27 protein-coding genes are annotated in these 19769 nt (G+C 63.3%); 1 reads left to right on the top strand and 26 read right to left on the bottom strand.

What is annotated here, in order from left to right; translation table 11 throughout:
• Positions 1 to 157: 157 nt before the first annotated feature.
• Positions 158 to 2062, top strand: coding sequence for a BglG family transcription antiterminator (locus AC1M2K_RS16525; RefSeq protein ID WP_480241810.1), 1905 nt, complete (start codon positions 158 to 160; stop codon positions 2060 to 2062).
• A gap of 18 nt (positions 2063 to 2080) precedes the next feature.
• Here the strand turns inward: AC1M2K_RS16525 and AC1M2K_RS16520 are convergent, their stop codons facing one another.
• The 26 genes from AC1M2K_RS16520 to fusA all read right to left on the bottom strand — a co-directional run bounded on the left by AC1M2K_RS16520 (position 2081) and on the right by fusA (position 19760).
• Entirely contained in the window at positions 2081 to 2962 is an 882-nt protein-coding gene (locus AC1M2K_RS16520) for an aminodeoxychorismate lyase (RefSeq protein ID WP_480241809.1), read from the bottom strand.
• Between the two features lie 16 nt (positions 2963 to 2978).
• The gene (map, locus tag AC1M2K_RS16515; RefSeq protein WP_480239249.1) at positions 2979 to 3806 is read right to left on the bottom strand and encodes a type I methionyl aminopeptidase; all 828 of its coding nucleotides are present in this window, start codon (positions 3804 to 3806) and stop codon (positions 2979 to 2981) included.
• 9 nt (positions 3807 to 3815) lie between these two features.
• A complete protein-coding gene (locus tag AC1M2K_RS16510; protein WP_480239248.1) occupies positions 3816 to 4400 on the bottom strand; it encodes an adenylate kinase in 585 nt (194 codons plus the stop codon).
• Complete coding sequence (secY, locus tag AC1M2K_RS16505) at positions 4397 to 5719, bottom strand: preprotein translocase subunit SecY (RefSeq protein ID WP_480239247.1); 1323 nt, start codon at positions 5717 to 5719, stop codon at positions 4397 to 4399. Before secY ends, AC1M2K_RS16510 begins: the two co-directional genes overlap by 4 nt.
• Positions 5720 to 5878: 159 nt before the next feature.
• Positions 5879 to 6565, bottom strand: a complete 687-nt coding sequence (rplO, locus tag AC1M2K_RS16500) for a 50S ribosomal protein L15 (RefSeq protein ID WP_480241808.1) — start codon at positions 6563 to 6565, stop codon at positions 5879 to 5881.
• Entirely contained in the window at positions 6565 to 6747 is a 183-nt protein-coding gene (gene rpmD, locus AC1M2K_RS16495) for a 50S ribosomal protein L30 (RefSeq protein WP_196833377.1), read from the bottom strand. Before rpmD ends, rplO begins: the two co-directional genes overlap by 1 nt.
• Complete coding sequence (rpsE, locus tag AC1M2K_RS16490; protein ID WP_480239245.1) at positions 6747 to 7466, bottom strand: 30S ribosomal protein S5; 720 nt, start codon at positions 7464 to 7466, stop codon at positions 6747 to 6749. The genes rpmD and rpsE overlap by 1 nt, the downstream gene beginning before the upstream one ends.
• On the bottom strand, positions 7463 to 7822 hold the full coding sequence (rplR, locus tag AC1M2K_RS16485) for a 50S ribosomal protein L18 (protein WP_090712305.1): 360 nt from the start codon (positions 7820 to 7822) through the stop codon (positions 7463 to 7465). Before rplR ends, rpsE begins: the two co-directional genes overlap by 4 nt.
• Positions 7823 to 7824: 2 nt before the next feature.
• Positions 7825 to 8361 (bottom strand): 50S ribosomal protein L6, encoded by a 537-nt coding sequence (gene rplF, locus AC1M2K_RS16480; protein WP_480241807.1) that lies wholly within the window; start codon positions 8359 to 8361, stop codon positions 7825 to 7827.
• Positions 8362 to 8368: 7 nt separating this feature from the next.
• Positions 8369 to 8767 (bottom strand): 30S ribosomal protein S8, encoded by a 399-nt coding sequence (gene rpsH / locus AC1M2K_RS16475; protein ID WP_196833374.1) that lies wholly within the window; start codon positions 8765 to 8767, stop codon positions 8369 to 8371.
• 224 nt (positions 8768 to 8991) lie between these two features.
• Positions 8992 to 9579, bottom strand: a complete 588-nt coding sequence (rplE, locus tag AC1M2K_RS16470) for a 50S ribosomal protein L5 (RefSeq protein ID WP_480239243.1) — start codon at positions 9577 to 9579, stop codon at positions 8992 to 8994.
• Positions 9579 to 9938: a 50S ribosomal protein L24 gene (gene rplX / locus AC1M2K_RS16465; RefSeq protein WP_480239242.1), complete on the bottom strand. Its 360-nt coding sequence runs from the start codon at positions 9936 to 9938 to the stop codon at positions 9579 to 9581. The genes rplE and rplX overlap by 1 nt, the downstream gene beginning before the upstream one ends.
• A 2-nt stretch (positions 9939 to 9940) precedes the next feature.
• Positions 9941 to 10309 (bottom strand): 50S ribosomal protein L14, encoded by a 369-nt coding sequence (rplN, locus tag AC1M2K_RS16460; RefSeq protein WP_480239241.1) that lies wholly within the window; start codon positions 10307 to 10309, stop codon positions 9941 to 9943.
• Between the two features lie 34 nt (positions 10310 to 10343).
• A complete protein-coding gene (rpsQ, locus tag AC1M2K_RS16455) occupies positions 10344 to 10658 on the bottom strand; it encodes a 30S ribosomal protein S17 (protein WP_480239240.1) in 315 nt (104 codons plus the stop codon).
• On the bottom strand, positions 10658 to 10978 hold the full coding sequence (rpmC, locus tag AC1M2K_RS16450; protein WP_480239239.1) for a 50S ribosomal protein L29: 321 nt from the start codon (positions 10976 to 10978) through the stop codon (positions 10658 to 10660). The genes rpsQ and rpmC overlap by 1 nt, the downstream gene beginning before the upstream one ends.
• Positions 10978 to 11397: a 50S ribosomal protein L16 gene (gene rplP / locus AC1M2K_RS16445; RefSeq protein WP_090712289.1), complete on the bottom strand. Its 420-nt coding sequence runs from the start codon at positions 11395 to 11397 to the stop codon at positions 10978 to 10980. Before rplP ends, rpmC begins: the two co-directional genes overlap by 1 nt.
• Positions 11398 to 11399: 2 nt before the next feature.
• Positions 11400 to 12155: a 30S ribosomal protein S3 gene (gene rpsC, locus AC1M2K_RS16440; protein ID WP_480239238.1), complete on the bottom strand. Its 756-nt coding sequence runs from the start codon at positions 12153 to 12155 to the stop codon at positions 11400 to 11402.
• Positions 12155 to 12520, bottom strand: coding sequence for a 50S ribosomal protein L22 (rplV, locus tag AC1M2K_RS16435; protein ID WP_480239237.1), 366 nt, complete (start codon positions 12518 to 12520; stop codon positions 12155 to 12157). Before rplV ends, rpsC begins: the two co-directional genes overlap by 1 nt.
• Positions 12521 to 12545: 25 nt before the next feature.
• Positions 12546 to 12827 carry a 30S ribosomal protein S19 gene (rpsS, locus tag AC1M2K_RS16430; RefSeq protein ID WP_480239236.1) on the bottom strand — a complete coding sequence of 94 codons (282 nt, stop codon included), beginning with the start codon at positions 12825 to 12827 and terminating at the stop codon, positions 12546 to 12548.
• Between the two features lie 12 nt (positions 12828 to 12839).
• The gene (rplB, locus tag AC1M2K_RS16425; RefSeq protein WP_480239235.1) at positions 12840 to 13679 is read right to left on the bottom strand and encodes a 50S ribosomal protein L2; all 840 of its coding nucleotides are present in this window, start codon (positions 13677 to 13679) and stop codon (positions 12840 to 12842) included.
• Between the two features lie 17 nt (positions 13680 to 13696).
• Entirely contained in the window at positions 13697 to 13996 is a 300-nt protein-coding gene (gene rplW, locus AC1M2K_RS16420) for a 50S ribosomal protein L23 (RefSeq protein WP_480239234.1), read from the bottom strand.
• Between the two features lie 2 nt (positions 13997 to 13998).
• Positions 13999 to 14697 (bottom strand): 50S ribosomal protein L4, encoded by a 699-nt coding sequence (rplD, locus tag AC1M2K_RS16415; RefSeq protein WP_480239233.1) that lies wholly within the window; start codon positions 14695 to 14697, stop codon positions 13999 to 14001.
• A gap of 4 nt (positions 14698 to 14701) precedes the next feature.
• The gene (rplC, locus tag AC1M2K_RS16410) at positions 14702 to 15358 is read right to left on the bottom strand and encodes a 50S ribosomal protein L3 (protein ID WP_480239232.1); all 657 of its coding nucleotides are present in this window, start codon (positions 15356 to 15358) and stop codon (positions 14702 to 14704) included.
• 8 nt (positions 15359 to 15366) lie between these two features.
• Complete coding sequence (gene rpsJ, locus AC1M2K_RS16405) at positions 15367 to 15675, bottom strand: 30S ribosomal protein S10 (RefSeq protein ID WP_005050520.1); 309 nt, start codon at positions 15673 to 15675, stop codon at positions 15367 to 15369.
• Positions 15676 to 16308: 633 nt separating this feature from the next.
• The gene (gene tuf, locus AC1M2K_RS16400; RefSeq protein WP_480239231.1) at positions 16309 to 17502 is read right to left on the bottom strand and encodes an elongation factor Tu; all 1194 of its coding nucleotides are present in this window, start codon (positions 17500 to 17502) and stop codon (positions 16309 to 16311) included.
• Between the two features lie 143 nt (positions 17503 to 17645).
• Entirely contained in the window at positions 17646 to 19760 is a 2115-nt protein-coding gene (gene fusA / locus AC1M2K_RS16395; protein WP_480239230.1) for an elongation factor G, read from the bottom strand.
• Positions 19761 to 19769 lie beyond the last annotated feature (9 nt).

The following is a 19769-nucleotide window of genomic DNA, read 5'->3' as shown; positions in this document are numbered from 1 at the left end:
CTCCCGCCAGCCCTTTCCTCCGTGCCACCACAAAGCTTTCCGCCCCACCGGAAAAGATCGTTTCCTCCCCCCGCCGCTCGCGCTCAGATGGTTGACTCTGAGAGGACACCGGAGCCCAGAGAACCGTTCTCGCCTGAGGGTGCTCCCGAGGGAGATCGTGACACGCGACAGACAGGACAGGATCCTCACCTACCTCGCCCGCGCGGGCACGTGGGTGACGGCGAGCGAGCTCGCCGACGTCCTCGGCGTCACACCACGCAGCATCCGCAGTTATGTCACGGCGGTGAAAGCCAGGCCCGCGGGCAGCGCCGTCGTCGAAGCGGGACCGAACGGCTACCGGATCAACGCGGATGCCTACGGAGCCTTCCGCGTTGCGGCATCCGCCGAGCAGTCGGAGACGCCGCGCGACCGGCTGTACGGGATCGTCAGACGGCTCGTCGACAGCCCGGACGGGCTCGATGTGTTCGAACTCGCCGAGAGCCTGCACGTGTCTGAGTCGACCATAGAGTCCGACCTCGCCCGCGTGCGCCAGCTCCTCGCCGAAGCGGAACTCTCGCTGTCGAGGAGCGGGAGCACGGTGACCATGTCAGGAACCGAGCTCGCCAGCAGGCGACTGCTCTCGCGGATGTTCCGCGACGAGACGGAACGCGGGCTGATCGAACTCGAGGCGATCCAGCGCGAGTTCTCCTCCGACAGCCTCAGCGAGTTCAAGACCGCGCTGATCGACATGCTCACAGACAGGGGCTACGCCCTCAACGATTATGGGATCGACAACGTCCTCCTGCACATCGCCATCGCCGTGGACCGGGTGTCGAAGAACCGTCTCGTCCCCGAACCTCCCGCCAGACCGGTCGCCCCGCCCGACGGCATCCCCGCTGCCCTCTCCGCGCTCATCACCGCGCACTTCGACACAGCGCTCGGCGAGGCAGACATCGACTACCTCGCCTACCTGCTCTCCACGCGGGCCGTGACGATAGCCGCTGACGCCCCTGACTCGGGCTATCTCAACCAGGCCGACCTCGACATCGTCCGCGGCATCGTGCAGAACGCCGGCGAGGAGTACCTCGTCGACCTGTCGGACGAGGACTTCATCACCCGGCTCACCCTGCACGTGCAGAACCTGCTCAGGCGGGCCCACGACCACTCCTACTCGCGGAACCCGATGGCCAGGTCGATCAAGACCTCGTATCCGATGATCTACGAGCTGGCCGTCTACATCGCCAGCCGGCTGCAGCAGCACGGCGACGTCGAGATCAACGACGACGAGATCGCCTACATCGCCATGCACGTCGGCGCCCACCTGCAGCAGCAGTCGCGATCGGACGAGCCGCTTCGCTGCGTGATCGTCTGCCCCAACTACTACGACATGCACCTGATGCTGCGCGACAGGGTCATGCTCATGCTCGGTGACGCGCTCGAGGTGACCCGCGTGGTGACCCGCAGCGACGTCTCCTGGGCGGCTCTCGACGCAGACATCGTCCTGACCACGATCGAGCCTCCTGTGCCAGACGACGCCGTCCTCGTGATCCAGCCGTTCTTCACCCAGGGCGATGCCGACCGGGTACGCCAGGCGGTCAGCCGGCTCCGCCGGGTGCGCAGGCGGGCGCTGATCAAGGACGAGGTGCTCAAGTACTTCGACGAGTCGCTGTTCCTCCGCAACGTGAGGGCGAGGGACGAGACGAGCATGATCAGGCAGCTCGGCGACCTCATGGTTGCGCGGGGCGTCATCGACGAGAGCTACGTCGACGGGGCGATCGAACGCGAACGGATGTCATCGACGGCGTTCACCGACTCCCTCGCGGTCCCCCACGCCATGGCCATGACCGCTCGGTCGACGTCGATCGCCATCGCCGTCAATGAATCGAGCATGCCCTGGGGAGAGAACCGGGTGAACGTCGTCGCCTTCATCGCGTTCAGCGCGGCGGAGCGGGCCAACTTCCAGAGGGTGTTCGACCAGTTCGTCGAGGTGTTCTCCGAACGGGAGGATGTGCAGCGCATCGTCAAGAAATCCGTCGACTTCGGTGCGTTCATCGACGAGCTCGTCCACACCATGGACTCCTGACCGGGGCCGGGGTCGTTCTCAGGCCAGCAGCGCCGCGTTCATCCGATCGGTGAGGTCGGCGTCCCTGCCGATGGGCGTGCCGTCGACGGCGGTGACAGGGGCGGCGAGCCTCACGCTGGAGACGAGCCAGACGGCATCCGATCGAAGGAGCTCGCCGACCTGGACGGTGCGGTAGACGCAGTCGAACCCCTGTGCCGTGAGGTACGCGAACAGGTCGGCCTGGGTGGTCCCGGCGAGGATGCCGTGCTGGATCACCGGGGTGACGATGGTGGTGCCTTGCCGGAGCAGCAGAGACGAGGTCGGGCCCTCGAGAGCGAAGCCGTCCGTCGACGTGAATACGGCGTCGTCTGCGCCTCGGCGCCTGGCCTCCCGAAGCGCTGCCATGTTGAGGGCGTACGACAGGGTTTTCGCGCCGACGAGCAGCCAGGGCGAATCGGCGCCGACGTCGTTCGCGTACCCGCGACTGAGGGTGACGATGCGGATGCCTTCGGTGCGCTCGGGGACCTCATCGGCAATAGCGCTGCCGGTGAGCCAGCAGGTCGGTGGCCCGTCGGCGCCTGTTCCTCGCGTCATCACCAGCCGGATCGAGGCCTGGCCCTTCGATGGCAACGCTTCGAGGATCTCTGCGATCGCGAGCCGCCACTGGCCGAGGTGCGGCGCAGGCAGGTCGAGCTTCCTCGCGGACGCCGTCAGCCGCTCGAGGTGGGCGTCGATCCCCCTGGCGCGCCCGTCATGTGCGCCGAGCGTCTCGAAGATCCCGTCACCGCGTCCGGCGCCGGCGTCGAACGCCGACAGGATCGGTTCGGCGGGCGGTACGAAACTCAGCGTTGCCGCCAGCGCGGCGTCGTTCGCGTCGGAGTCGGCGGCGACGGGGTCGAGGAGTAGCACGAGTGACGTCATCGGTGGATCCTCGCGGTCAGGCGATCGGGGTGGGGGTGACGCCGAACGGAGCCAGACCCCGTGCACCGCCGTCTTCAGCGGTCAGGACCCAGATTCCGTCCTTGTGGACGGCGACGCTGTGCTCCCAGTGGGCGGCGGCGAGTCCGTCATCCGTGGCGACCGTCCAGTCGTCATCCCTGACATGGGTGTCGATGCTGCCGAGGACGACCATCGGTTCGATGGCGACGACCAGACCGGGTTTGACCTCTGGCCCTTTGGGCCTCACCCGGTAGTTGAAGACGGGAGGGGCTTCGTGCATGGAGCGACCGATGCCGTGTCCCACGTAGTCGGTGAGGATTCCGTAGCTGCCGCGATCCTCGATGTAACCCTGCACGGCGTCACCGACCTCGTTGAGGTGGGACGCGGAGGCGAGCCGGGCGATCCCTGCCCAGAGCGACCCCTCGGTCACATCGGACAGCTTCTGCCGTTCGGCGACGAGGTCGGGCCGTGCCGGGTCTGGCAGCACGAGGCTGAATGCGGCATCGCCGTTCCAGCCACCGAGGACGGCGCCGCTGTCGACCGAGACGATGTCGCCCGGCTCGAGCACCCGGTCGTTCGGGATGCCGTGAACCACGTCCTCGTTCACGGAGGCACAGATGGTGTGGAAGTAGCCGGGTTCCAGTTTGAAGTTGGATGCTCCCCCGAGGGCGAGGATCGCCGCTTCGGCGGCGGCGTCGACCTCAGTCGTCGTTCCCCCGACGCGCAGGGCGCCCCTGGCCGCGACGAGCGAGGCGGCTGTCGCCAGACCCGGCTCGACCATCAGACGCAGCTGGGCCGGGGTCTTGTAAATGGATTTACGAAGCATCGACCGGGCTCAGAACGCGATGCCGTGGCCGGCGAGGGCGGCACGGACGCGTGCGCTGACCTCATCGACGGCTCCGAGGCCATCCACCTCGACGACGATGCCGCGATCCTTGTATGCGGCGATCACCGGCTCGGTCTGCTCGTGGTAGACATCCTGGCGGTGACGGATGACCGCTTCGGTGTCGTCGGCGCGGCCCTGCTCGGCTGCACGCTTGAGCAGTCGGGTGACGACCTCGTCCGGGTCTGCGACGAGCTGCACGACAGCTCCGAGCTCCGAACCGGTCTCGGCGAGGATCCTGTCGAGTTCCGCGACCTGTTCCGCTGTACGCGGATACCCGTCGAGGAGGAACCCATCGACGGCGTCCGGCTGGTGGAGCCTGTCCTGCACGATGGCGTTGGTGAGCGAGTCGGGGACGTATCCGCCAGATGACACGATCTCCTGGACTTTGAGTCCGAGTTCCGTGCCTTCCTTGATGTTCGCACGGAAGATGTCTCCGGTGGAGATGGCCGGGATGCCCAGTGCGTCGGCGAGAACAGCGGCCTGCGTTCCCTTGCCAGCACCCGGTGGCCCGACGATCAACAGTCTGGCGCTCATCGGAGGAGTCCCTCGTAGTGGCGCTGCTGGAGCTGCGCGTCGATCTGCTTCACCGTCTCGAGCCCGACACCCACGATGATGAGGATGCTGGCGCCGCCGAACGGGAAGTTCTGGTTGGCGCCGACGAGCGAGAGAGCAACGAGCGGGATGAGCGCGACGAAGCCGAGGTACAGTGCGCCGGCGAGGGTGACACGGGTGAGAACGAAGTCGAGGTACTCGGCGGTCGGGCGCCCGGCGCGGATACCCGGGATGAAGCCGCCGTACTTCTTCATGTTGTCCGCGACTTCCTCAGGGTTGAAGGTGATCGCCACGTAGAAGTAGGTGAATCCGACGACGAGCAGGAAGTAGAGCAGCATGTACAACGGGTGGTCGCCACTGGTGAGGTAGGTGGTGATCCAGGTCACCCACGCGGCGGGCTCCTGGCCTGCTGCCGGCTGGTTGAACTGCGCGATCAGGGCGGGCAGGTACAGCAGCGACGACGCGAAGATCACTGGGATGACGCCGGCCATGTTGACCTTGATCGGGATGTAGGTGTTGTTGCCACCGTAGGTGCGACGGCCGACCATCCGCTTGGCGTACTGCACGGGGATGCGGCGCTGCGACTGTTCGACGAACACGACGAGCATCATGATGACGAGGCCGACCGCGAGGACGAGCAGGAAGGTCTCGAATCCGCGGCTCTGGGCGATTGCAGCGAGCGAGCCCGGGAAGGTTGCGGCGATCGAGGTGAAGATGAGGAGCGACATTCCGTTGCCGATGCCGCGCTCGGTGATCAGCTCGCCGAACCACATGATGAGGCCGGTTCCTGCGGTCATCGTGATGACCATGAGGAGAACGGCGTACCAGGTGTCGTTGGTGAGCAGCTGGCTGCATTCCGCGCTGTTGTTGGTACCGAACAGGGCGCCGCTTCGCGCCACGGTGATGAGGGTCGTCGACTGAAGGATGCCGAGGAAGATGGTCAGGTAGCGGGTGTACTGAGTGAGCTTGCCCTGGCCTGACTGGCCCTCCTTGTGGAGGGTTTCGAAGTGTGGGATGACCACGCGCAACAACTGCACGATGATCGAGGCCGTGATGTACGGCATGATCCCCAGCGCGAAGATCGACAGCTGGAGCAATGCGCCACCTGAGAACAGGTTGACGAGGTCGTAGAGGCCGGAGGTGCCCTGGTTCTGGGCCAGACAGGCCTGGACGTTGCCGAAGTCTACGAACGGTGCCGGGACGAACGACCCGAGTCGGTACAGGGCCATGATGCCCAGTGTGAAACCGATCTTCCGGCGAAGGTCTGGCGTGCGGAAGATCCGCGCAACGGCGCTAAACAAAAAAGGCCTCCTGATTTCGAGCCGGTTTTTCAGCTCTTGATGCCGGTCAGTGGTCCCTGTAGTCGAACAGGCCCGGCAATCGAATCTACTCGATTACCGGGCCTGTCGAACAATCGGTGACCGTTCGCTCACGCGAAGGACAGACCGGCGTCTGTGGAATTACTTGACAGAACCGCCGGCGGCAACGATCTTCTGCTCGGCTGAACCGGAGACCTTGTCCACCGAGATGTTCAGCTTCACGTCGATGTCGCCGTTTCCGAGGACCTTGACCTTCTCGTTCTTGCGAACGGCGCCCTTGGCCACGAGGTCGGAGACGGTGACGTCGCCGCCCTTCGGGTAGAGCTCGGCGAGCTTCTCGAGGTTGACCACCTGGTACTCGACGCGGAACGGGTTCTTGAACCCGCGCAGCTTCGGAGTACGCATGTGCAGCGGAAGCTGTCCACCCTGGAAACCGGGGCGAACGGTGTAGCGAGCCTTCGTACCCTTGGTACCACGGCCTGCCGTCTTACCCTTCGAGCCTTCACCACGGCCGACACGGGTCCGGGCCTTCTTGGATCCCTCAGCAGGACGGAGGTGGTGAACCTTGAGCACCTGGGCGCGGGGGGTCACTTCCTCTTCCTTCTTGGCGGGAGCCTTCTTGGCCGGGGCCTTCTTTGCCGGAGCCTTCGCCTTGGGAGCGTCGGCTGCTGCGGTGTCAGCCTTGGCGGACTCTGCCTTGGCCGGAGCCTTCTTGGCCGGAGCCTTCTTGGCAGCGGGCGCCTTGGTGTCGGCCGACTTTGCAGCGGCCTTCTTCGCGGGAGCCTTCTTGGCGGTCTCCTCGGTGACGTCCTTCTTGTCGTCAGCCATTAGTCGATCTCCTCAACCTTTACGAGGTGAGCAACAGTGTTGACGTAGCCACGGTTCTGCTTGTTGTCCTCGCGGATAACAACATCACCGATGCGCTTCAGTCCCAGGCTGCGCAGTGTGTCGCGCTGGTTCTGCTTCTCACTAATTTTGGACTTGGTCTGCGTGACCTTCAGCTGAGCCATCAGGCACCTACCTTTGCGGAGGCCGCAGCCTTCGCGGCGGCCTGTGCCTCGACCTGCAGCAGCTTGGCAGGAGCGATTTCGGAGTACTCCTTGCCACGGCGTGCGGCGACGGCGCGGGGCTCTTCGAGCATCTTCAGCGCCGTAACCGTGGCGTGAACGATGTTGATCGTGTTGGACGAACCGAGCGACTTGCTCAGGACGTCGTGGATGCCGGCGCACTCGAGTACGGCGCGGACAGGACCACCGGCGATAACACCGGTACCTGCAGCGGCCGGACGCAGGAGGACGACTCCGGCAGCAGCCTCACCCTGGACGGGGTGCGGGATCGTCGAACCGACGCGGGGGACGCGGAAGAAGTTCTTCTTCGCCTCCTCGACGCCCTTCGAGATCGCGAGAGGAACTTCGCGTGCCTTGCCGTAGCCGACTCCGACCAGACCGTTGCCGTCTCCGACGACGACGAGAGCGGTGAAGCTGAAGCGACGACCACCCTTGACGACCTTGGACACGCGGTTGATGGTGACGACGCGCTCGAGGAACTGGCTCTTGTCAGCGTCGCGGCTGTTGCGCTCGCGACCCTGGTTACGCTCGCCGCGTCCGCCGCGACGACCGTCGCCACGTGCGTCAGTGCGCCCGGAGCTCTCGGTTCCCGCTGCGGTCTCGACCGGCTTTTCGACTGGCTGGTCCGCGGTAACGGCCTCAACCTTGCTTGCTTCACTCACAGGTTCAACCCACCCTCTCGAGCACCTTCGGCGATGGCCGCGACGCGGCCCGCGTAACGGTTACCACCACGGTCAAAAACGACTTCTTCGATGCCGGCGCTCTTCGCGCGCTCTGCAACGAGTTCGCCGACCTTCCTGGCTTTGGCGGTCTTGTCACCGTCAAAGGTACGGAGGTCAGCTTCAAGGGTGGATGCCGACGCGAGGGTGAAACCCTTGCTGTCGTCAACGACCTGGACGAATACGTGACGAGCCGAACGGGTCACGACGAGACGCGGACGAGCCGCGGTTCCATCGATCTTCTTACGGAGGCGCGCGTGACGACGGTCACGGGCAGCCGACTTGGACTTTACGGCCATGGTTACTTACCAGCCTTTCCGGCCTTGCGGCGAACGATCTCGCCGGCGTAACGCACACCCTTGCCCTTGTAGGGCTCAGGCTTGCGAATCTTACGGATGTTGGCAGCAGCCTCGCCGACGGCCTGCTTGTCGATCCCGGACACCGTGAGCTTGTTGTTGCCCTCGACGGTGAGCGTGATGCCAGCAGGCGGTTCGATCAGGACCGGGTGCGAGAAGCCAAGGGCGAACTCGACCGAGCTGCCCTTCTGGGCGACGCGGTAACCGGTACCGACGACCTCGAGGCCCTTGGTGTAGCCCTGGGTCACACCGATGATCTGGTTGCTGATGAGAGTGCGGGTGAGTCCGTGCAGGGAGCGCGACTCGCGCTCGTCGTCTGGACGGGTGACGAGCACCTGACCGTCTTCGACCTTGGCCTCGATGGGGTTGGCGACGGTGAGCGTCAGCTCGCCCTTCGGGCCCTTGACGGTGACGACGGAGCCGTCGACCGCAACGGTGACCCCTGCGGGGATCTCAATGGGGAGTCTTCCAATACGCGACATGTTGTGGCTACCACACGTAGGCGAGGACTTCCCCACCCACGCCCTTCTTCTCAGCCTGGCGGTCGGTGAGCAGACCGGAGGAGGTGGACAGGATGGCGACGCCGAGGCCACCGAGAACCTTGGGGATCTCAGTCGACTTCGCGTACACGCGCAGTCCGGGCTTCGAAACACGCTTGATGCCCACGATGGAGCGTTCGCGGTTCGGGCCGAACTTGAGGTTCAGGGTCAGGGTCTGGCCGACGCGAGCGTCTGCAACTTCCCAGCCGGAGATGTAGCCCTCAGAGGTGAGGATGTCGGCGATGTGCGACTTGAGCTTCGAGTGCGGCATCGACACGGTTTCGTGGTGTGCCGAGTTCGCGTTGCGCAGTCTGGTCAGCATGTCTGCGACCGGATCTGTCATTGTCATATGATTTTTCCTTCGTTCACCAGGTTTCGTTCACCCGTTACACGAATGACGACCTGTGGTGGTTAGGGGTGAAACGGATGCTCCGCCCCCCTGATCTCGACGCCGCAGTGCGCCGGTCAGGCGATTTCTCGAGGAAATCGACTGACCGGCGCCCCTGGGCGATCAAGTTCTTCAGTTGTGTTGCGGCACGTAAGCCGGCTGCAAGCAACCGACCTAATATACCGTTACTTTGCTGAGTCTGTTGACTGGAACGGGAATCCGAGCGCCTTCAGCAGCGCGCGACCCTGGTCGTCAGTCTTCGCGGTCGTGACGACCGTGATGTCCATTCCGCGTACGCGGTCGATCTTGTCCTGGTCGATTTCGTGGAACATCGACTGCTCGGTCAGACCGAAGGTGTAGTTGCCAGTGCCGTCGAACTGCTTCGGGCTCAGACCGCGGAAGTCGCGGATACGAGGAAGCGCGAGGCTCAGCAGGCGGTCGAGGAACTCCCACATGCGGTCGCCACGAAGTGTGACGTGGGCGCCGATGGGCTGTCCCTCGCGCAGCTTGAACTGAGCGATCGACTTGCGGGCCTTGGTGACCTGCGGCTTCTGACCGGTGATCTTCACCAGGTCGGCGACGGCGCCATCGATGATCTTGCCATCGCGGGCTGCCTCGCCGACACCCATGTTCACGACGATCTTGGTGAGCGTCGGGATCTGGTGCACGTTGGTGAGGCCGAGGTCCTTGAGCAGCTGCTCCTGGATCTCTGCCTTGTACTTCTCCTTGAGGCGGGGCTGGATTTTGCCAGCCGCCACAGCCGTGTCAGTCATCAAAGGTCCTTACCTGACTTCTTGGCGTAGCGAACGCGGACCGTCTTGCTGACGCCGTTCTTCACTACCTGCTCGTTGCGGTGACCGACGCGAGTCGGCTTCTTGGTCTCGGGGTCGACGATCGCCACGTTCGAGATGTGGATCGGAGCCTCGTGGGTTTCGATCCCACCGGTCTTCGTTCCACGCTGGCTCTGGCCCTGGCGGACGTGCTTGGTGACGTAGTTGACACCCTCGACGATGACGCGGTTCTTCTCCACGAGCACCTCGATGACACGACCCTGCTTGCCGCGTGAACCGCCGCGAGCCTGGGTGGGTCCTGAGATGACCTGGACGAGGTCGCCCTTTTTGATCTTCGCCATGACTAAATAACCTCCGGTGCCAGCGAGACGATCTTCATGAACTTCTTGTCGCGAAGCTCGCGACCGACCGGTCCGAAGATACGGGTACCGCGAGGGTCTCCGTCAGCCTTCAGGATCACTGCTGCGTTCTCATCGAACTTGATGTAGGAGCCATCCGGACGACGGACTTCCTTCTTGGTGCGAACGATGACCGCCTTGACGACGTCACCCTTCTTGACGTTTCCGCCCGGGATCGCGTCCTTGACGGTTGCGACGATCGTGTCGCCGAGGCTGGCGTAACGACGGCCTGATCCACCGAGAACGCGGATGGTGAGAAGCTCCTTGGCGCCGGTGTTGTCGGCGACCTTTACTCGGGATTCCTGCTGAAGCATTTTCTAACTCCTTCTGACAAGCAAGCCGCGAGGCTTACTTGGCCTTCTCGAGGATCTCGACCAGGCGCCAGCGCTTCGTGGCGCTGAGCGGACGGGTCTCGCTGATCAGAACGAGGTCGCCGATGCCGGCGGCGTTGAGCTCGTCGTGCACCTTCCTCTTGGAAGTGCGGCGGATGACCTTGCCGTAAAGCGGGTGCTTCACTCGGTCTTCGACCTCAACGACGATGGTCTTGTCCATGCGGTCGCTGATGACGTAGCCACGTGCGGTCTTGCGGTAGCCACGAACAACGGCCTCGGCCTCTACTGCGGCGACCTCGGGTGCTGCGCCCTTAGCGTCAGTCTTAGCCATTACTTGGCCTCCTCAGTCTCGGTGTCGGATGCTGCGTCAGCGGCATCCTTCTTCTTGGTCTTCTTCGCAGCCTTGGCGGGCACCTCTACGGCGACGGGCGTTGCCCGGATGCCGAGCTCGCGCTCACGAATGATCGTGTAGATGCGAGAGATGTCGCGCTTCACGGCACGCAGGCGGCCGTGGGTTTCGAGCTGGCCTGTAGCGGCCTGGAAGCGCAGGTTGAACAGCTCTTCCTTGGCCTTGCGCAGCTCGTCGACAAGACGTTCGTCTTCAAATGTGTCGAGCTCAACGGGGGTGAGCTCCTTGGAACCGATCGCCATTATGCGTCGCCCTCCTCGCGCTTGATGATGCGTGCCTTGAGAGGCAGCTTGTGGATTGCACGGGTGAGTGCCTCGCGGGCCAGTGTCTCGGAGACACCGGCGACCTCGAAGAGCACGCGGCCGGGCTTGACGTTCGCGACCCACCACTCGGGCGAACCCTTACCGGAACCCATGCGGGTTTCGGCCGGCTTCTTGGTGAGCGGACGGTCGGGGTAGATGTTGATCCACACCTTTCCACCACGCTTGATGTGACGCGTCATGGCGATACGAGCGGACTCGATCTGACGGTTGGTCACGTAAGCGGGTGTGAGGGCCTGGATGCCGTACTCACCGAAGCTCACAACGGTTCCACCGGTGGCCTGGCCAGTGCGGTGGGGACGGTGCTGCTTGCGGTGCTTGACACGACGTGGAATAAGCATGATTAAGCCGTTGCCCCTTCTGCGACCGGAGCCTCGGCGCGCGGTGCGCGGCGCGGACGGTCACTGCGCTCTGGGCGGCTCGACTTTGCGTTGGCCTGCTCGCGAGCGAGTTCCTTGTTGGTGATGTCGCCCTTGTAGATCCAGACCTTCACGCCGATGCGGCCGAAGGTGGTCTTTGCCTCGTAGAAGCCGTAGTCGATGTTCGCGCGGAGGGTGTGCAGCGGCACGCGACCTTCGCGGTAGAACTCTGAACGGCTCATCTCGGCGCCGCCGAGGCGGCCAGAGACCTGGATGCGGACACCCTTGACGGTCGACGTGCGCTGGGCGCCCTGCAGGCCCTTACGCATCGCGCGGCGGAATGCCACACGTGCGGAGAGCTGCTCGGCGATACCCTGCGCGACCAGCTGGGCGTCAGCCTCGGGGTTCTTGACCTCGAGGATGTTCAGCTGGATCTGCTTTCCGGTGAGCTTCTCGAGGTCGGTGCGGATGCGCTCGGCCTCGGCGCCGCGGCGACCGATCACGATGCCCGGACGGGCGGTGTGGATGTCGACGCGAACGCGGTCACGGGTGCGCTCGATCTCGATGCGGGAGACACCGGCGCGGTCAAGCGACGTGCCCAGCAGTCGACGGATCTTGACGTCCTCAGCGACATAGTCGCTGTAACGCTGACCAGGCTTGGTGCTGTCGGCGAACCAACGCGACACGTGGTCGGTGGTGATGCCGAGACGGAAGCCGTATGGATTTACTTTCTGACCCATTACTTCGTACCCTCCTCAGGAGTGGCGAGCACAACAGTGATGTGGCTGGTGCGCTTCAGAATCTGGAATGCGCGGCCCTGGGCACGCGGCTGGAAACGCTTGAGGGTCGTGCCCTCGTCAACGAATGCCTTGGCGATGTACAGGTCCTGCTCGTCCAGGAACTGGTTGTCTTTGTCTGCCTTGACGCGAGCGTTCGCGATGGCAGAGGCGACCAGCTTGTAGACGGGTTCTGACGCACCCTGCGGTGCGAACTTCAGAATGGCCAGGGCCTCAGCGGCCTGCTTTCCGCGGATCATGTTGACGACGCGGCGGGCCTTCATGGGGGTGACGCGGATGTGACGCACTCGTGCGACTGACTCCACCATTTCTCTCCTCCTTTTCGCCACCGCGTTAGCGGCGACGACCCTTCTTGTCATCCTTCACGTGTCCACGGAAGGTGCGGGTGGGTGCAAACTCGCCGAGCTTGTGCCCGACCATCGTCTCGGTGACGAACACCGGGATGTGCTTGCGACCGTCGTGCACCGCGATGGTGTGCCCAAGCATGGAGGGAACGATCATCGAACGGCGCGACCAGGTCTTGATCACGTTTTTGCTGTTGGCCTCGTTCTGGCGAACCACCTTGCGGAGCAGGTGGTCATCAACGAAGGGGCCCTTCTTAAGACTGCGTGGCATCTTCTACAACTCCTACTTACGCTTCTTGGTGGCGGTACGGCGACGAACGATGAGCTTGTCGCTTTCCTTGTTCGGGTGGCGGGTGCGGCCTTCTTTCTGGCCCCACGGGCTGACCGGGTGACGTCCACCCGAGGTCTTACCCTCACCACCACCGTGTGGGTGGTCGACCGGGTTCATGGCGACACCGCGGACGGTCGGGCGAACGCCCTTCCAGCGCTTGCGGCCGGCCTTTCCCCAGTTGATGTTCGACTGCTCGGCGTTGCCGACCTCGCCGATGGTTGCGCGGCAGCGTGCGTCGACGTTGCGGATTTCACCTGACGGCAGACGGAGCTGCGCGTAGATGCCGTCCTTGGCGACGAGACGAACCGATGCGCCGGCCGAACGTGCCATCTTGGCGCCTCCACCCGGACGCAATTCGATTGCGTGGATGACGGTACCGGTCGGGATGTTCTTCAGCGGCAGGTTGTTGCCCGGCTTGATGTCAGCGCCGGCACCCGACTCGACAACATCGCCCTGTGCGAGCTTGTTGGGAGCGAGGATGTAGCGCTTGGTGCCGTCGACGAAGTGCAGCAGTGCGATGCGCGCCGTGCGGTTGGGGTCGTACTCGATGTGAGCGACACGGGCGTTGACGCCGTCCTTGTCGTTACGACGGAAGTCGATAACGCGGTACTGGCGCTTGTGGCCACCACCGATGTGACGGGTCGTGATGCGGCCCTGGTTGTTGCGACCACCGGTCTTCGAGAGGGGACGCAGAAGCGACTTCTCGGGGGTCGAACGCGTGATTTCTGCGAAATCGGAAACGCTCGATCCACGGCGACCTGGGGTCGTGGGCTTGTACTTACGAATAGCCATAGTTTTTCCTTACGCTCCTAGCCGACAGCCGTGAAGATGTCGATGGAACCGGATTTGAGCGTCACGATGGCGCGCTTGGTGTCCTTGCGCTTGCCGATGCCGAACTTGGTACGACGAGTCTTGCCGGTGCGGTTCAGGGTGTTGACCGAAGCAACCTCGACCTTGAAGATCTTCTCGATGGCGAGCTTGATCTCGGTCTTGTTGGCGCGCGGGTCGACGACGAAGGTGTACTTACCCTCGTCGATCAAGCCGTAGCTCTTCTCTGAAACAACCGGCGAGATGATGATGTCGCGCGGGTCCTTGTTGATGTTGGTCATGGCTAGGCCTCCTCAGTGACGTCAGCAGACGAAGCAACAGCCTTGACCGACTTGCCCTTGGCCGGACCTGCGACGAAAGCGTCGAAAGCAGCCTTGGTGAAGACGATGTCGTCTGACACGAGCACGTCGTAGGCGTTCAGCTGGTCATGGTTGATGACGTGAACGGTTGGGATGTTGCGAACAGCCTTGTAGCTCTCGACGTCGGCGCGTTCGAGAACGACCAGGACGTGGGGAGACGTGGCAATCGTCGCCAGGTAGTCGACAGCGGCCTTCGTGATGCGCTCTTCAGCGATCACGAGGGTCTCGACGACGTGGATCCGCTCGCCGCGGGCCCGGTCGGAGAGTGCACCGCGGAGGGCGGCGGCAATCATCTTCTTGGGGGTGCGCTGCGAGTAGTCACGCGGCTGCGGTCCGTGGACGATGCCACCACCGGTCATCTGGGGTGCACGGATCGATCCCTGACGGGCGCGACCGGTTCCCTTCTGCTTGAACGGCTTGCGGCCTGCACCGGAAACTTCACCACGACGCTTGGTCTTGTGGGTTCCCTGACGTGCTGCAGCGAGCTGGGCAACAACGACCTGGTGAATCAGCGGGACGTTGGTCTGGACGTCGAACAACTCGGCGGGAAGCTCGACGGAGCCGGACTTCTTGCCCTTCGTGTCGAGAACGTCGAGCGTTGCGGTGCTAGTTGCGTTAGGCATCTAACTACGCTCCCTTCACTGCGTTACGGACGAAAACGATGCGGCCACGAGCGCCGGGAACGGCGCCCTTGACGAGCAGCAGGCCCTTTTCGGCGTCAACCGAGTGGACGTGCAGGTTGAGCACGGTGACGCGCTCTCCACCCATACGACCGGCCATGCGCATGCCCTTGAAGACACGGCTCGGGGTCGACGAAGCACCGATGGAACCGGGCTTGCGGTGGTTGCGGTGCGCACCGTGAGATGCGGAGACACCCTTGAAGTTGTGGCGCTTCATCACACCGGCGAAACCCTTACCCTTGCTGGTTCCGACGACGTCGACCTTCTGGCCGGCCTCGAACGTGCCATCAACGGTGAGCTCCTGGCCCGGGGTGTATTCGCCGGCGTCAGCGGTGCGGACCTCGGTGACGTGACGGCGAGGCGTGACGCCTGCCTTGTCGAAGTGTCCTGCGTCCGGCTTGTTCACCTTGCGGGGGTCGATCTGGCCGTAAGCGATCTGAACCGCGTTGTAGCCGTCGACCTCGGGCGTGCGAATCTGCGTCACGACGTTCGGGGTGATTTCGATGACGGTCACGGGTACGAGCTTGTTGTTCTCGTCCCAGACCTGGGTCATGCCCAGCTTCGTGCCGAGCAGACCTTTGCTGGTCTTGTTCTGCGTAGACATGCGTTCCCTTAGAGCTTGATCTCGATGTTGACGTCCGCCGGCAGGTCGAGTCGCATGAGCGAGTCGACGGCCTTGGGCGTCGGGTCAATGATGTCGATCAGACGCTTGTGGGTGCGCATCTCGAAGTGCTCCCGGCTGTCCTTGTACTTGTGGGGAGAACGGATGACACACACCACGTTCTTCTCCGTCGGAAGCGGCACCGGGCCGACAACCGTGGCACCCGCGCGGGTTACCGTATCGACGATCTTGCGCGCCGAGGTGTCAATGACCTCGTGGTCATATGACTTAAGTCGAATGCGGATCTTCTGTCCCGCCATGTTTGACTCACTCTCTGTCTTGCGTCTTACGAATCTCTTCGCATTGGACGCGCTTCTTAGCGTTGAGGACAACGCTGGGCACTACTTGCTGTCGCACCACTGTTTTACTGTCAAGTCTTTGTCTTCCATCCCCCGCCGGCCCTGCAGCACGCGCAGAGATACCCTGCGTTTGCGGCTCACGCCAGTTGTTGGGGATTGTCGACCAAGTCGATGTTCTGCTGCCCGCGGCCTAGGTTTGCTTGCTCGGTTTCGAACGTGACCTATGCACTGCCTGGCAGTGATCCCAGCGCGGCACGGAGGCACGCACAAGAAATGTTGAACTAGATGAGTCTGACAGATGGAGCGGCATTGTGCAACCCGGGCGTGTCGCGCTCGGCGCGTCGTCGCCCCGACAGCCCCGATGGCCCGTTTCTCCGGCAGGAGAACGGCCAGCCGGCGGCCCCTGAGGGGGTGGGGCCGCCGGTGGTCGTGACCGATGAGGTATTTTCACGGCTGACAACCAGACTGCCAGACCTGAGGATTTATCACATCTGTTTTGGCGGACTCCCTGTCCCCCAGTTCGGGTGCCGTCCGATGACACGAAAAAGGGCCCGGCCTTTCGGCCGGACCCTTTTCTCGATCTATCGGTTCAGACTACTTGAGAACCTTGGTGACGGTACCGGCACCGACGGTGCGGCCACCCTCACGGATCGCGTAGCCGAGGCCCTCTTCCATGGCGATGGGCTGGATCAGCTCAACGGTCATTTCGGTGGTGTCGCCAGGCATGACCATCTCGGTGCCCTCAGGCAGCGTGATGACGCCGGTGACGTCCGTGGTGCGGAAGTAGAACTGCGGGCGGTAGTTCGCGTAGAACGGGTTGTGACGCCCACCCTCGTCCTTGGACAGGATGTATGCCGTGCCCTCGAAGTTGGTGTGAGGGGTGACAGAACCCGGCTTGACGACGACCTGGCCGCGCTCGACGTCCTCACGCTTGGTGCCGCGGAGCAGGAGACCACAGTTCTCGCCGGCCCATGCCTCGTCGAGCTGCTTGTGGAACATCTCGATACCCGTGACGATGGTCTTCTGCGTCGGGCGGATGCCGACGATTTCGACCTCGGAGTTCAGGGCGAGGGTTCCGCGCTCTGCACGGCCGGTGACGACGGTTCCACGACCGGTGATCGTGAAGACGTCCTCGATCGGCATGAGGAACGGCTTGTCCTTGTCGCGGATCGGGTCAGGAACGCTGTTGTCGACAGCTTCCATGAGCTCGAGGATCGAAGCGACCCACTTCTCGTCGCCTTCAAGAGCCTTGAGGCCCGAGACGCGGACGACAGGAGCGTCGTCGCCGGGGAAGCCCTGGCTCGAGAGGAGCTCGCGAACCTCGAGCTCGACGAGCTCAAGGATCTCTTCGTCATCGACCATGTCGGACTTGTTCAGTGCGACGAGCAGGTAGGGAACGCCGACCTGCTTTGCGAGCAGAACGTGCTCACGAGTCTGGGCCATCGGACCGTCGGTAGCGGCAACCACGAGGATCGCGCCGTCCATCTGAGCAGCACCGGTGATCATGTTCTTGATGTAGTCGGCGTGGCCGGGTGCATCGACGTGAGCGTAGTGACGCGCAGGCGTCTCGTACTCGACGTGCGAGATGTTGATCGTGATACCGCGCTGGCGCTCTTCGGGAGCCGAGTCGATCGACGCGAAGTCGCGCTGAACGTTCGTTGCCGAAGGGTACTTGTCAGCAAGCACCTTGGAGATGGCGGCGGTAAGGGTGGTCTTGCCGTGGTCGACGTGACCGATCGTACCGATGTTTACGTGCGGCTTGGTCCGCTCGAACTTGGCCTTAGCCACTATGGTCCTCCTCAGGACTGATGTAGCGAAGCCGGGCACTGGTTTGCAACCGGTTTGCTACGGGGATTTGTGTATTTATGTTACTAGGTTGCGGCTGGGGAATGCACAAGAGCTCTCTCGCGCACTCCCCAGACGCAGGGCGATTACTCGCCCTTGCTCTTCTGGATGATTTCCTCGGCGACAGCCTTCGGAACCTCCGCGTAGCTCTCGAATGTCATCGAGTACACGGCGCGGCCAGAGGTCTTCGACCTCAGGTCGCCGATGTAACCGAACATCTCCGACAGCGGGACCTTCGCGGCAATCACCTTGACACCGGACGCGTCCTCCATTGACTGGATCTGGCCGCGGCGGGAGTTGATGTCACCGATGACGTCGCCCATGTACTCCTCAGGGGTACGCACTTCGACGGCCATGAGCGGCTCAAGAAGAACCGGGTCAGCCTTGCGCGCGGCCTCTTTGAAGCCCATCGATCCGGCGATCTTGAACGCCATTTCAGACGAGTCAACATCGTGGGCGGCTCCGTCGAGCAGGATCGCCTTCACACCGACGAGCGGGTATCCGGCGAGGATTCCGACCTGCAGTGCATCCTGGAATCCGGCATCGATGGAGGGAATGTATTCACGAGGGATACGCCCACCGGTGACCTTGTTGTCGAACTCGTAGGTCTTGTCGGCGGTGATCTCCAGCGGCTCGAGGCCGAACTGGATCTTTGCGAACTGTCCCGATCCACCCGTCTGCTTCTTGTGGGTGTAGTCGTGCTTCGGGACGGCCCGGCGAATCGTCTCGCGGTAGGCGACCTGGGGCTTGCCCACGTTCGCCTCAACCTTGAACTCACGCTTCATGCGGTCGACGAGGATGTCGAGGTGGAGCTCGCCCATACCGTGGATGACGGTCTGGCCGGTCTCCTGGTTCTGCTCGACGCGGAACGTCGGGTCCTCTTCGGCCAGCTTCTGGATCGCTGTTCCGAGCTTCTCCTGGTCCTGCTTCGTCTTCGGCTCGATAGCGACCGAGATGACGGGCTCAGGGAAGGTCATCGACTCGAGGACGACCTGGTCGCTCGGGTCGCTCAGGGTGTCACCGGTGGTGGTGTCCTTGAGGCCGATGACGGCGTAGATGTGACCTGCGGTCACGAAATCGACCGGGTTCTCCTTGTTGGCGTGCATCTGGAAGATCTTCCCGATGCGCTCCTTCTTGCCCTTGGTCGAGTTGATGACCTGGGCGCCGGAGTCCAGACGACCCGAGTACACGCGAATGTAGGTCAGGCGGCCGAAGAACGGGTGAACCGCGACCTTGAACGCGAGAGCAGCGAACGGCTCGGACGCGTCAGGGTGGCGCAGGATGATCTTCTCTTCGTCGCGGGGGTCGCGAGCCTCGGTGGCCGGCACGTCGAGCGGGTTCGGCAGGTAGTCGATGACGGCATCGAGCATCGGCTGAACGCCGCGGTTCTTGAACGCAGAGCCACAGAGGACCGGGTAGATCTCGCTGTTGACGGTGAGCTTGCGGATCGCAGCCTTGATCTCGGCGACGGTCAGCTCTTCGCCACCGAAGTACTTCTCGAGCAGCGCGTCGTCGGTCTCGGCGACGGTCTCGAGGAGAAGCTTGCGGTACTCGGCAGCCTTCTCGACGAGGTCGGCGGGGATCTCTTCGATGGCGTACTTGGCGCCCATCTCGACGTCACCCTTCGAGTCGCCGCGCCAGGTCAGCGCACGCATCTCGACGAGGTCGACGACGCCCTCGAACTCGCTCTCAGCGCCGATGGGCAGCTGGATGACGAGAGGCTTGGCGCCGAGGCGCTTGATGATCGTGTCGACGGTGAAGTAGAAGTCGGCGCCGAGCTTGTCCATCTTGTTGACGAAGCAGATGCGCGGGACGTCGTACTTGTCGGCCTGGCGCCAGACGGTCTCGGACTGGGGCTCAACGCCCTCCTTGCCGTCGAACACTGCGACTGCGCCGTCGAGGACGCGGAGCGAACGCTCCACCTCGACGGTGAAGTCGACGTGACCGGGGGTGTCGATGATGTTGATCTGGTTGTCGCCCCAGAAACAGGTGGTGGCGGCAGACGTGATCGTGATGCCGCGTTCCTGCTCCTGCTCCATCCAGTCCATCGTGGAGGCACCGTCGTGGGTCTCACCGATCTTGTGGTTGACACCGGTGTAGAACAGGATGCGCTCGGTGGTGGTTGTCTTACCGGCATCGATGTGGGCCATGATGCCAATGTTGCGGACCTTGTTCAGGTCGGTGAGCACGTCAAGTGCCACTGGGTTCCT

The organism is Mycetocola sp. Y171 (assembly GCF_056713165.1).
The sequence above is the reverse complement of the archived record's forward strand: the minus strand, read 5'-3'. Positions and strand labels throughout refer to the sequence as shown.